We start from the raw sequence: 14,300 nt of genomic DNA on the forward strand, positions 1-14,300 counted from the left end.
AATATGACGATTTTTTCATCGGTACCAATAGTTAATATCAATAACTTGCGGTGCTATGGCATATTTATTGCTTTGTTTTATAGACTACTATGGTTTATTGACGCAATAAGCAGGTATTTAGCAATATGTTATATTTTCTATTTTTGTCGTAAACGACATAGTGTTGTTATGGCGTAAGCGTTAATATGCGCCCTTAGCATTTATAAATTGGTAGTGGTTCATTATGATTTATTATTAATCATTATAGCCTAGACCTGTCATGTGTGATGTTAGTGCGTTTTGAATGAAAGTTCAGTGGTTGTATTCTTTACTGCTTAGTTACTCGAAGTAACACAGTGAAAGTGTCATTTTATTATTGAGGTATGTTAAACAAATGAGCGATATTATGGGAACTGGCCAGAATGCCAGTAGTGTAGATGATAAGGACGTTAAAGAACTGAGCAAACATAGTCGATTTTTACGTAAAATTGCCTGGTTAGTTGAGATCATCGTTGTATTTATCGGTCTTTGTATTTCAATTTCATTAATGACAAGTGACAATAATTTGACTAGCGCATTCACATTAGCTGCGCCTTTTGTGATGATTTCGCTGGTGGAATTAACCAAAATTCCTTTTGTAATCGGTCTTTGGCATTCACGTAAATCATTCCCTATGTATCTGTTGATCATTAGTTTCTTGTGTTTGATTACATTTGAAACGTTATTGAATGGCTTTGAACGTGCATTTTCATCGATTAATAGTCAAATTAACATCAGTGAAATTGAGATCAGTAAGATTGAAAATCAGATCAAAATTAATGAAGAAAATATAGAAATTGCACTGCAAGACTATAATATTAAAACGCAAAAAATTGACAATGATACTTCGATCGTCAATGCCAATTATAAATCGCAATACGCCAATGAAGTCAGACGTAATAAGCGCTTATCAAAAAATATTCCACAGTTAAGTCGAGCATTAGCTGCGAAAAAAGAAGAATTAATTCAGCTTAAAATTGAAAAGTCAGAGTTGCTACAAGAGCTATCATTGAAGAAAGAACAACGCTTTAAATCTTCGATGGAACGTACTCAAGGTAATGCTAATTTAGTACAGCAAGAGCGTACGCGTTTGTTAACACAGCTTGATAAATTAAATGCTGACAAGATTGTTGCGTTAGATGATTCAAATTTCTTTACTTCACCTGCTGTGAAAAAAGATTACGATGAAAAAATTCGTCATGTTGAAACTCAACTTAACAACATTAATAACAATACTATTATTGCTAAAGACAACAGCCCTGATTTAGAGTCTGTTCAATTCCTCGATGATTATTATGCTGATTTACTCGGACTGAAAGACGACATGATCCAGCAGAAAAACGACGAAGTAAAACAGCTTAACCGTAGTTATAGAAATGCGGTGAGCGCGAGTAATAGCAATCTAGCGGTGAAACAAGTAAAACTAGCTCAGAATAAAACGGCAGCGTTACGTAACTTAGAGATTAAGCGTGATCAGGCTGACGTTCAGTTCTTAAGTGAGAAGGACTACATTAAAGAGATCAAGCAAACGAATATGAGATTACGTTATGATATTCGTTTGATTGAGATTGAGGCAAATACAATGGCCTTATCTAATCAGGTTTATCGTATGGCGTCTTACATTGATAATGTTGATCACTATAAAGAAGTGAAAACAGAAACCTTAACGCTTGTCGGTTTAGTTTGGTTCGGTTCATTAGCCTTGATTGGTTCAATTACCGGTATTGCATTGACCTTGTCAGGCTTACACTTGAATAGCCTTGCTAGAAAGCGTGAACAAAAAACACGTGTCTATGTTAATGACGAAGCGTAAGCTAACTTAAGTTTACCTTAAAATTAGTCTCGTTATATATGAAGCCTGCCCTGTACCACTACAGTGCAGGCTTCATTGTTTTATGTAAATTGTTTTTATGTAAACACGACTTAATAGCCCCGCCTGTGAATAAAATATAAGCTCAGTTTTTATCTTATTATAACGTTAATACTTGTTTTGTTATGGGTGGCTAGATGTTTCTACCTATAAAGAGATTAATGTCTGATAAAGAGAGAAAATTGCCACTTATTTTTAACGATCTTCCTTATTTCATTCCATAATATGAATAATAGTTGAGGAAATGAAAGGGAGATATCATGAATCAAACTATGCAGCGAGATATGCAGCAAGAAAAACACTTAAGTGATGAGCTGAGTCGTATTACAGTATTATCATTTATGGAGCAACATCCTCTGTTGGTTGATATCGAACATAATGATGATATTAATCTGCACACTATTACTGCGGAACATGAAGTAACGCGTGATAGCAATTTATTACAATCAGATTTGTTATTACAATCTGACCTCGTGGTTGTTGTTTATCAACAAACGCATGTCGGTTCTGCAGGTTATGTTTCTAGGCGTAAGATCATTGATGACAATTATATCGCCACGATATGGTTAAATATTGATGACATGGGCACATCCAATTCACTGGTTGCATTGCGCTTTGTAAATCACATGGCGACTGTGCTGAATCATAATAATCTGCTTAAATTTCACATCAGTGATATCTCTTCATTAATTTCAAATTCAAAATCGTTACGTTTTTTTGAAACGTCGTGTGAAGATGATTCATTGAGTATCGCTGCCAACGATAGTATGGCTGATTCTGCGGCGATGATTATTGTGACCAAAGAGCCTATTTCAATACGCAAAATCAATGCTGGTTTTGCGGTGATAAATCAAGTCTGTGAACACAAGGTACCTTGTTATTACGGCGTCCATATGTCGCCTAAATACACAGCAAAACATACTTATTTATATCTGGTTGGCGAGCGCTAAGTTGTGGCAATAAATAACTAAAAATAACAAATGGGCAGGTGATCATTACTGATACCTGCCCATTATTTTGCCTTTGTCTTTTTAGTTCTCAGCGCTCACTACGGGCTTTTTATCTTTGGTTAATCGCTGCTTACGTCCTCATTTAATGCTAATTCTGCTCTCGTCGCTGGCATTTGGCGAGTCGGCGCTGTGATTGTGACTAGAAATGCTTGTAACGCTTGTGCTTCTTCAACGGTAAGATTTAACGGCCTTATCTGCTTAGATAATACAGGGTATGTCGGGTCATACTTATTCCAACCAAATGGTGCATTGTCTGCCATACCTGCAGAGTACATGGATATCACGCCTTCCATGGTATCGAGTAGCCCATTGTGGAACCATGGATGGTTGTTCATCACATCGCGTAACGATGGTGTTTTAAATTTACCTACGCTACTTGGCTGAGCATCGACATTATACAATCCAAGATCTTCATAAAAACCTTGATAATAAGTTAATCCGACATTTTGCATTTTGTGATCGGTAAATTCGGCACCCATATGGCAATTAGCACAACGCCCGTTGCGACGGAAGATATCTAGCCCCCACAGCTCTTTATCAGAAAGCGCACTCGTATCTCCTGCATTATCAGCCTGAGCGACAAACGTATCGAAACGACTGGTATTGCTAATGATAGTGCGCTGAAAAGTCGCCAGTGCCATGCCTAATTGCTGCTCTGTTATGTCTGCATTTATGCCATCTTCTGGAAATGCTTGTTTAAATAGCGCTGGGTATTGTGGGTGCGCATTGAGACGAGAGAGTAAACGAGGCAAGTTTTCAGCCATTTCGACAGGATCTTGAATTGGCATTAATGCTTGCTGCTCTAACGTTGCAGCGCGGCTATCCCAGAATAATGTCGGCAGGAAGGCGCTGTTGACTATGGTGGGTGCATTACGTTTTCCGCGCTGACGGTCGTGACCAATAGACACTTCTTTTCCATCACCCCAGCCGAGTTTTGGATCGTGACAACTTGAACAACTAACATCACTTGCTTGCGATAAGAAAGGATCAAAGAATAGCTTTTCACCTAAGGCAACTTTTCGTTCACTGTAAGGATTATCATGAGGGAAGCTGGGTTTCGGCATAATGCCTAACTCTTGATAATTCAATTCATCATCGACAAAGGCGGGTGGCCAGTGATCAGGATCACTGGCGTAAGCTTGTCTTAGATTATTGAAGTTAGGTTTGCTGTGATTGTTTACTGAACGTGGATCTTCTGTTGCGCGTTGTTCAAATTCAGTGGCAATGAGCAGTATACGAGCAGTGTCAGCATCGGTGGTTACTTTGGGTTGTAAATCCGCCATTGTCGGTAAACTATATAAACCATAACCCGCGGCAGTTTTAACCCAATAATCCCCTGATTCTGGTTGATTTAATGAGGCTGTATATAACAAGCTGTAATTGCTTTCTTGTTCGCCTTTATAAAGCAACATCGCCAGTTCGTCAGCGGTTGGTAATCGCCAATCATGACGACCACAAAGCTGTGTTTGGTTAATATTGGCAATGACATCGGGTACGCCAACTTGTATTGATAATACCTGGTTGGTGTTTGTCAGATCTTGTGGGTCAGGGGTTAGCCAAAAGACATTGGAAAATTGTTTATCACGTAAATAGAAATTATCACGTACCAAACCACGCATATCATCTAAACAACGCCAAGGTGTATCGTTATAGTCGTCACTTTGTTGTGATTTAGCTAAGGGTTGACCGTCATTGTCTAAGCGGATAAAACTATCTTTTTCTGCTTGTGGTTTTTTTTGTTCTGAGGGTAATGTGGTATCACGTTTTACGCCACTAACAAGCATCGCTGATTTAGGTTTTCGTTTGTTTTGCATCACGGGTGTATAACGCCCTGTAGCAAAATCGAGTGTTGGCGCGATATTGTCACTGTGTGGCTGTCCATCATCATCCGCTAACCAGTAGCTTTCAAAGCTTGTTGCAGCAAAAAAGTACGGGTCAATTGCCGCTTGATTATTATCTAGTGCATAATCTTGCTCACTAACCAGTTCCTTCATTTCATAACTTGCAGGTAAACGCCAGTCATTACGCCCACACCAATTTTGTTGGTTAGCGTATTCAACCAGTCTATCTGTAGTACATGCTTGGCTATTACCGTCACTATCTGTGAACTGACACTGTGCTTGAAAAGCGGGTAAGGTCGGTGGCCAATCACCCCAAGCATAGGTCTGTGATGTCGGTTGTAACGGCGTAGCCCAAACCACGCCCTGATGTGTTTGAGTATCAGCTACGCATTGCCACACTTTATCTTTAGTCGAGTCTCCGATCGCTAAGGTTGTGAAGCGAGGGCTTGGCTTATTGACTCTAATAAGCCAGTTGATCGTTTCAATCTTATCGTTTGAGACAATGGCTATTTTAACATGGTCGGCCCCGTGTGCATTGGCTCCTGCTTGGTAGGTAAATGTATTGCCTTGTACATTGGCATTACCATGCTTACCGGGTTGGATAAGTTGTAATTCCTGCATTGCTGTTAAGGCGTATAGCTTCGTTATCGTTTTTCCTTGTGTGAGTTGGACACGAGGATTTAACAGTAAAGCCTGCTTATCGCCTGAATCTGTACCAGTATTTGAGCCAGCACCAGAATTTGCCACCGTATCACTTGAGCTGTCACTACCGCATGCAGCCAGTAGCGCACAGCAGGTGATGAGCATGAGCTGACGTTGTATATTTTTCAATGTGTGTGTTGTCATTATGGTTGTAATCTCGTTGTTGAGATCAGACGTACGCGATACATTTCGGTATTCTGGACACGACCACTATCAGCCCAGCTAACTTGGAAGGCGACTGCCCAGTGTTTTGTTTCAGGCTTGTATGAATCGACACTCGAAGTCCAGTAATAGCTATCATCTTCTACGATTGTGTCATTAAGTACACTGGTTATGTAGCCAGATCGATAGAATTGATAAGCGAATGGCTCAACATTAATAAGTAGACTTTTTAATTCATTCTCGGTTGGTAAGCGCCAGTTGGTTTGTCCGCACTCACTCGCTTGATTGACTTGCTTAGCGTACTCCACGGCTTGCGCGTGATTTTTCAGTGGTTCAGTTTTACTGATACGTTGCCATAAAATTTGCGTGTTTGGTAATGCTGATTTGTATGCTAAATCCGATGTGCAAGCCCAGTTTTCACTCTCTTGTTTTACTAGTGGTTGGCCGAGTGGTCCATGCTTAACAAAGCGTGATTTCCAGTTGGCATTTTCATCGACGTCATTAGCAATACTTTGTGGTGCTAATGGCGTTGTTATCTCAGGGACTTCATTATCTTTTTTGTCTGGAATAACAGTGCCGTTTACTAACATCGTGAAGTGCGGTTCATTGGTTGAACGCGGCGGCATATTAGCAAAATCAAAATCTTCACCCATCCACATCACATGGGCATCGCCAACAAGGGAGTTTGAGCCTTGCCAATCACCATCTACGGGTTTGTTATCGTGGCCATTGGCGTAAATAGTAAATGAATTTGTCCAATAGGCTTCATCAAAATTAGAATCGACATAAGGGAAATAAAAGTTATTTATTGGCGATTGTTTTGAGTCTTCATCGAATAGTTTTTTATCTAATAGTGTTTGCCATTCAGTTCGTGTAGCTAAACGCCAGTCGGAACGTCCACACAGTTTCTGTGTATTTGCTGTTGCAACCAAATTATCGGTATTGCAATCACCGCCGAGTATACAGCTGGCTTCGCTGTAATCACGGTTATTGAGCGTGCGATCACCCCAGTAGTAAGTCGCATCAAATGCATATTCCCCATTTGCCTGCGGTACTTGCCACATCAATTCGCTGCTATTATCGGTGACACAGCTCCAATCACTGGCATTCGCTGCTCGCGCTTGGTCTTCGCTAGATAGCACGATGCCGTCTAAAGTCACTTTACTAAAACGAACCATAGGTTTATTGGATTTGTCGTTGTATAGCGGTAATGCACTGCCATTAAGAGTGTAGATGTTGTTATCAATTTGGTAGCTAATTTCAAATTGATAGTTAAGTTGGGATGCGATGATCTCTGCACTTAAAGTCGGACTATCAGATACGTAGGGTTTAAAGTGCATTTCTCCCGTAGTGTCATCGATGCTGGCTTCACCAAAGTTGGCTTTGATATTGATAACTTGCACTGCGTTGATAGCGGTAACACCTGGCGCCGAAAATGAAATCAAACTGGCGGAGATTGGCGTTATGTCATTGGCTTTAATTTTGACCGCTGTTGTTGTCGTTGCTGCTGGTGTTTTGCTAGTCGTTTGCACCAAATTTGAATTCGAATCATCGCATGCGCTGATAAAAAGGCTGATGCAAGCTATAGATAATGCTGTTTTTTTCATTTTATATAGTCTTATTATAAATATAGGGGGGAGGATAATAAATAACTATAAAATTAAATGCAAATATAAATGATAACGATTATCATTTATATTTATTGGTGGGTATAAATTTTTAATAAAAGGGGAGAGAGCTGTTATTTTTTAGTTAAATATTGCTGTAACTCTACCCCAGGAATAGAACTGGCAGTGGCCACTGCAATAGCGGCCCACTCAGAACCCGTCGTCATCGCTTGTGCTATATCTTGATTAGCCAGTAATCCATGTATTAATCCTGATGCAAATGCATCACCAGCGCCGGTTGTATCAACGACACTCGCATCGACTGCAGACACGGTAATCGCGTTGCTTTGACTGTATGCAACGGCGCCATGTTGGCCATCGGTAATAATAAAATAACGCAACTGCTTACCGCTTATCTGCTGACCATATTGCCAGATTGATTCATGATCTTGAGTATTACCATCAGTATTAATATTGTGATTGTGCATATCTGACTTTGACGAAATCAATATATGACAAGGGCGGAGGCGGCTGTCTTTGGCTAATTGCGCGACGACCAGGGTCGATTCAAGTGCTGTGCTTGCCCAGTCTTCACAACCGACAGCGGACGAATTAATATATAGTGCCTGCCATTGGCTAAAATCTGGTGCTGTTCCTAAGGTAAAAACAGGGCGCTGTGGACGTATAATCGTGCGTTCACCATCGGGGGTCATGACTAATAATAATTCTGGCGTATCGAGATCATTACGTTGCAATAAGCTACAGTCTAATCCTTGAATACTGGCTTCAGCCAATAACCAGTCGGCAGTCTTATCATTCCCAACTTGACTGACTAACGCCACTTTATGACCCGCATAAATCAAACCTAGTCCGGTATTGGCACCGCCGCCACCTAAGCGTCGACCATTATCAGCGTAATAATGGCGCCCTCCTGCTGCTAATTGCCTATCTAGTTGTAACACCCGATCACAGTTTAGGTTTGCAAGTAAGAGGATATTTGACATTGCTGTTGGCCTTAAAGATAGGGAGAAGATAATTATCTCTTAATTACCTAATAAAGGAAATAACAGTGCGCAGGCAAGGGGCTAAAATGAGTTGATAAGGTACTAAAGTGAGTGATATTGCACACTTTAGAGACTTGATTCTCAGGTTTAACTGGAGATTTAATTATAGGTTGAATTCTCTATTTAACACTCGACTAAATTCTATATTTAAGGCGCGGTCTAATTTAAGTTTTTAGCGCTAATTTAACATCGAGACAACTAAGTATCATAAGAATATTTTGTTATAAAAAATGATGATTATTGGATGCTGTTAGGGCGGTTTTATGCTTTGCATTATCAACTCTGAGTGTATTACCATGTGGTTAATCTTAAATGTTTATTACACATTAATATCAATGGATTAGGTGTTAATACACTTTTTTATAAATTATTATAAAGAGTTATAAGTTACATTATGAGAACCCTGTCAGTTAAAGCAAAATTAATCATATCACTCGCTATACCGACACTGTTTGTTTGTGTCATTATCGCGATTTATATTGCGCAGCACATTAAGTCTGCAAGGGATGCAGATGCCGCTATTTTAGTGGTGCAACAATCAATGTCGATTAATGCTTTAGTGCATGAAATACAGGCTGAGCGAGGTCTTAGCACATCGTTGATAACGACCAAGGATGAAAGTTTAAAACAACAGCTCGATACACAGCGCCAACAAACCGATCAGCAATTCATCTTATTTAATAAATTAATCGCTGACAATCAAGCGCTAAAGCGATTGGCGCAGCAGCATAATGTTATCAATCTACAGCATCGTATCACGTCAATACGTAGCGCTATAGATGCAGATAATCGTGACCCGTTTAGTCATTACACTCAAGTCGTCGCCAGCAATCTTAATTTTATCAGCGCTATACAAGAAGAAGTATCTGATAGTGAATTATTGTTGAATTTGGAGTTTTATATTCCTTTAATCTGGTTTAAAGAATTTGCCAGTTTAGAGCGCGGTTCATTTCATGGTATTTATAACACTAAAGATTTCAACCAGGTTGCACTTGCAGAGTTGTTTGGTTTACGTGACAAGCAAGAACTGATCTTTTTACAACTACAACGCTTAATTCCGGGTGCTCTCAAAGATGATCTGAGTAAAATCGCGGCTTATGGGCGTGATAGCAAGTTAAATAAGATCATGACTCAAGCCAAATTTGAAAGTAAAAAACAAGACTTATTAAACGAAGGCCGCTCGTATTTTGGATTGATTAACCATTATTTCAAAGGCTATTTATTACGCCGTGATCAGGTTTATTACCAGCAATTTATGGCACTTTATCAGGACGCCTTTAGCATGTTGTCGGCGTATAAGCAGATGGATTATGCCAATCCTCAGGTTGCTGTGTTATTCGATATCCTCGAGCATTATAAGCAAGTTATTGAAGGTTTAGATAAAACCGTCATTGATAAAGAGGAAATAAGCGGTATAGATGCTAAATTTCTTGTGCTAGAAAATAGTGCTATTGAAAATATGGACTTGGTACGTGACGATATTTTACATATACGTTTTGCAGACTGGTGGGAAGGGTCAACACAACGCATCGAGCTTATTGAAGGGATCATTGATTCAACGAGTAAGCAATATATCAGTACGTTACAGGGGCTTAAAAGTGCAAAACAACAACAGCTTTGGCTTGAAATAACGCTGATCCTTGTGGTTGTATTAGTGGGTGTCGGTTTAGCTTATCGTACGGTTAATCAAGTTATTCAAGAACTGCGCATGTTTACTGAAAAGATGAAAAACGTTAATTCGTCAGGTAGTCATAAAAAGCTCGATATTCACACTGATTCACATTTAATTACGGATGTCGTTGATACCTTTAACGATATTGTCACTTCTATTGATGTCACACAGCATGAGCATTTGTTATCGAGTGCATTCTTTAATAGTGCTGGCGAAGGCATGGTGGTAAGCGATAAACACAATAACATTGAAATGATAAATCCAGCATTTACCCGCATGACAGGGTTTTCTAAGCAAGATGTATTGAGTAAAAGCCTTTTGTATTTTCTGGTTGATAAGTATGATCAAAAGATAGCCCATAAAACGATTATGCAAACCTTGCTCGTAAAAGGCTGCTGGGAAAGTGAAGTTAAAATAACTGATAAAGAAAGTGAGACGAGTTCGGTATTTATTTCTGTGGCGGTGGTTAAGGATAAAGACGCTAATATTAGCCACTATATTTATTTATTGAAAAATTTAGATAAATGGAAACGATACGAAGATGAAATCTGGGTAAAAGCTAACTTTGATTCACTGACTAATTTACCTAACCGTGAGATGGGGTTAGAGAAGTTGAAACACGTTGTTGAGCATTCTAAACGCTATCGAGTGATGGCGGCCGTGATGTTTATCGATCTTGATAACTTTAAGTTGATTAATGATAGCCTTGGTCATAGCGCTGGTGACGAACTGCTTTGCCATGTAAGTGAACGCTTACGACAAAATGTGCGTGCCACCGATATTGTTTGTCGCTTAGGCGGCGATGAGTTTGTCGTGATCCTATCTGAAATTAAATATGTCAATGAAGCTAAAGTATTAGCAGATAAATTGATTGCAGAAATATCAAAGCCTTATTTGTTACAAGAGAAACATGATGGCGTTATTTCTGCGAGTATCGGGATTACCTTAACGCCTGATGACGCCTCGGATGTAGAAACGTTAGTTAAAAATGCGGATACTGCGATGTATCACGCGAAAGAGCTTGGTCGTAATAATAGTCAATTTTATACACCGGAATTAAACAAAAAAGTGACAGCTCGTATGGCACTAGAACAAGAGCTTTATCGTGGTTTAATGCGTGATGAATTTATTTCTTATTACCAACCTATTTTTGAAATTGACAGTAAAAAAGTTATCGGTGTGGAGGCGTTAATTCGTTGGAATCATCCCGAGAAAGGTTTGGTGTATCCAGGGGATTTCATTGACTTGGCTGAAGAAGTTGGGGTTGTAATTGATTTTGGTAATCTGATGATCACTCAGACCCTGATCCAATTACAAGCCTGGCAAGCAGAGGGTATTTATATTCATGCCGCGATTAATATATCGTCCAAACAGTTTGCACCAGGGCACGCTGAAAGCTTAGTTAAATTGGTTGCCAGTGAACTACAGAAATATAATATGGACGGTGAATATTTACATATTGAGATCACCGAACGCGTGTTTATGGATAACACTGAATTAGTGGCTGAAACGCTGCAAAAACTGCGCGATTTGGGCGTTCGCATCCATCTTGATGATTTTGGTACTGGTTATTCATCGCTGAAGTATTTGATTAATTTCCCGGTTGATTACTTAAAAATTGATCGCAGTTTTATTGCTCGCATTGGTGACAATGATAATGCCCGTAAGGTGATAAAGTCGATTGTCGCGATGACGAAAGAGCTAGAGCTGAAAGTGGTCGCCGAAGGCATTGAAGAGCAAAGTGAATGTGAATTTCTATCGCAGCTCGGTTGTGAATACGGTCAAGGTTTTTGGTTTGCTAGACCAGTCGCTGTGGATGAGTTGAACCTACCATCGATAAAGATAGAGCCTGAAAAAGTGCTTTAATAAGTGCTGTGGTGATAGAAATATAGCTGGCTGGTTGTCATATGTAGTGTATATAGGTTACCGCTCACAAATGCGGAGCCTAAACATGATTTATAGATACTAATTTAAATGACGGTGATAAACTAAATCTCATACTTTAGTATTAGTTTTTACCATTATCATCATATTTGATTTTAACAGGGCGGTTAAATGACAATGAAAAGGATTTTTATGTTTACCTCGATACGTGCCAAGTTAAATTTACTGATGGCTATTTTCATATTCTGCTTATTGTTTTCTATTTATGAAGGTTCTCGCCTGATCGATTACGGTAAAACAGCGGTTGACCAGCAATCAAACATTTATCGTCATGCCAGCACGCTTATTCTTAACGCAGACCGTGATGCATACCAAGCTTACTCCGCCTTTCAACAGTATATTATCGATGGTGACGTTAATGCGTTTACTGTGATTAACAGTAATCTAGATCAAATTAAAAGTCGATACGGTAAATACATTGAGCTGAATACCGCGAGTGATAATTACAATATTTTGTCGTTGATGGCTGAATGGCGAAAACTAACTCAAGAGTATATAGAGAGTAATGATGAACAAGAAAAAACCATCATTCATTGGGCTATTACCCAAGAGTTCCAAGTATTAAGAAAGCGTTTAAATCAAGAGTTTGACCAGATTAATGCTAAATCAGAACAAGCGGTTAATGACTTTCATGTACATTTATTTAAAGAATTCACTTGGTTGTTAATCGTTTTTACTATTTTATTGATCTCGATAGCTTGTATATACGGCTTGATCAAACGCAGTATTATTGCTCGCCTTAATGACTTAAACCGTAATATCGGCTTTATTGCCACAGGTGAGCATGATAAACGGATTGTGAATAATATTGATGATGAAATGAGTGATTCTTTTATCCATTTAGCTGCACTCCAATCCGAGTTAAAACAAAATATAACCACTATCACGCAAGAAAAAGATAACGCTAATAAAGCCAATAAAGCCAAGAGTACATTTTTGGCGAATATGTCACATGAAATACGTACCCCACTTAATGGCATTATCGGTATGGCTGAGATTTTAAAAGATTCCCAGTTATCACCAATCCAAAAAGACTACCTGATGACGATTGATTCATCATCACAAACCCTATTGATGTTGATTAATGATGTGTTGGATTTATCGAAAATAGAATCGGGTAACCTGGTTATTTCGCCGCATACATCAAATGTTAAAGAAGTATTATTTGATACGGCGTCGTTAATCGCAGGCAAGGCGCAAGCGAAGAAGATTGAAATTGATATTCGAATTGATCCCGAACTGCCAGCCCTAGTTAAATTAGATGAGCACAAGCTACGCCAGGTGCTGATGAACTTAGCGTCTAATGCAGTTAAATTCACTGCTGAAGGTAAGATCACTTTAGCATTACGATCTAAGGTTCTCGATGCTGACAATATAGCCTTATCGTTTTCGGTTAAAGATACGGGCATCGGCATTGAATCAGGCAAGCATGGCAAGATATTTGAAGCGTTCCAGCAAGAAGATAATGATACGACGCGGAATTTTGGTGGTACCGGTTTAGGTCTTTCTATTAGTGCGAAAATAATCAGCTTGATGGGGGGGAGTATTGGCATCACCTCGGTTAAAGGCGAGGGCAGTGATTTTCATTTTACTATTGCCGTTGGTATTGAAAAGATCCAGCCTAAGCCTGCTGAATCTGTATATCAAGCCATTATAATCAATGCAGAGGATACGCAATTCTTACAATTTGAACTGGCTAAATTGGGAATTAAATCAACTGAGTGCACTGACATCAATAGTGTCGCGGCAAGTGTAAAAGCGAACTCGATAATTATTTATAATCAGCAAGAAGTTGAATTAGCGAAAATAGAATTACAAACCTTGCGCCAAAAGGTAGGTAAAATACCGGTATTACTTGCACGCAGTAATCACAGTGAGCAATTTAATTATGCGGATTTAGTCGATGGCTATATTACTAAACCAATGTTTGGACTGCGGTTAATTAATATGATCGATGATCTTAATTTGCATGTGGTGGTGGATACTGAGACTGACGAGGCAACCACAAAGGCTAATCGCGCTATTTTATTGGTGGAAGATAATTTAATTAATCAGAAGGTCGCATCCATTAATATTAACCAATTGGGACTGGATGTTATTCTGGCTAAAAATGGCCAGGAAGCGATAGATATGTATGCTGAAAGTCATCAACATATTAACTTGGTGTTGATGGATTGCATGATGCCTGTGATGGACGGCTTTGATGCGACTGTTGGTATTCGTGATTACGAAGAGAGTTACTCTTTGTCTCGCATCCCTATTATTGCGTTGACAGCGAGTATCCTAGAGGACGATATTCAGCGCTGTTTCGATTCAGGTATGGATGACTACTTACCTAAACCTTTTAAGAAAGAGATATTTAGAGAAAAGATCACTAAATACAGCTGAGCAAACCTTAAGGTCATCGAGT

7 protein-coding genes are annotated in these 14,300 nt (G+C 39.2%); 4 read left to right on the forward strand and 3 right to left on the reverse strand.

Going from position 1 to position 14,300, the window contains the following annotated elements:
* The first annotated feature begins 373 nt into the window (after window positions 1–373).
* Both JFU56_RS07055 and JFU56_RS07060 read left to right on the forward strand, forming a co-directional pair.
* The gene (locus JFU56_RS07055; protein WP_198436587.1) at window positions 374–1,831 is read left to right on the forward strand and encodes a hypothetical protein; all 1,458 of its coding nucleotides are present in this window, start codon (window positions 374–376) and stop codon (window positions 1,829–1,831) included.
* 317 nt (window positions 1,832–2,148) lie between these two features.
* Window positions 2,149–2,838 (forward strand): hypothetical protein, encoded by a 690-nt coding sequence (locus JFU56_RS07060; RefSeq protein ID WP_198436588.1) that lies wholly within the window; start codon window positions 2,149–2,151, stop codon window positions 2,836–2,838.
* Between the two features lie 119 nt (window positions 2,839–2,957).
* Here JFU56_RS07060 and JFU56_RS07065 read toward each other — a convergent pair whose 3' ends face one another.
* The 3 genes from JFU56_RS07065 to JFU56_RS07075 all read right to left on the reverse strand — a co-directional run bounded on the left by JFU56_RS07065 (window position 2,958) and on the right by JFU56_RS07075 (window position 8,214).
* Window positions 2,958–5,585, reverse strand: coding sequence for a cytochrome c peroxidase (locus JFU56_RS07065; RefSeq protein ID WP_198436589.1), 2,628 nt, complete (start codon window positions 5,583–5,585; stop codon window positions 2,958–2,960).
* Window positions 5,585–7,210 carry a DUF1566 domain-containing protein gene (locus JFU56_RS07070; RefSeq protein WP_198436590.1) on the reverse strand — a complete coding sequence of 542 codons (1,626 nt, stop codon included), beginning with the start codon at window positions 7,208–7,210 and terminating at the stop codon, window positions 5,585–5,587. Before JFU56_RS07070 ends, JFU56_RS07065 begins: the two co-directional genes overlap by 1 nt.
* Before the next feature lie 134 nt (window positions 7,211–7,344).
* Window positions 7,345–8,214 (reverse strand): PfkB family carbohydrate kinase, encoded by an 870-nt coding sequence (locus JFU56_RS07075; protein ID WP_198436591.1) that lies wholly within the window; start codon window positions 8,212–8,214, stop codon window positions 7,345–7,347.
* Window positions 8,215–8,668: 454 nt separating this feature from the next.
* Between JFU56_RS07075 and JFU56_RS07080 the strand changes: the two genes are divergently transcribed.
* A complete protein-coding gene (locus JFU56_RS07080) occupies window positions 8,669–11,812 on the forward strand; it encodes an EAL domain-containing protein (RefSeq protein ID WP_198436592.1) in 3,144 nt (1,047 codons plus the stop codon).
* A gap of 189 nt (window positions 11,813–12,001) precedes the next feature.
* Entirely contained in the window at window positions 12,002–14,278 is a 2,277-nt protein-coding gene (locus JFU56_RS07085; RefSeq protein ID WP_242065900.1) for an ATP-binding protein, read from the forward strand.
* Window positions 14,279–14,300: the final 22 nt, after the last annotated feature.

The sequence above is a fragment of the Moritella sp. F3 genome (assembly GCF_015082335.1).
Classification (GTDB): domain Bacteria; phylum Pseudomonadota; class Gammaproteobacteria; order Enterobacterales; family Moritellaceae; genus Moritella.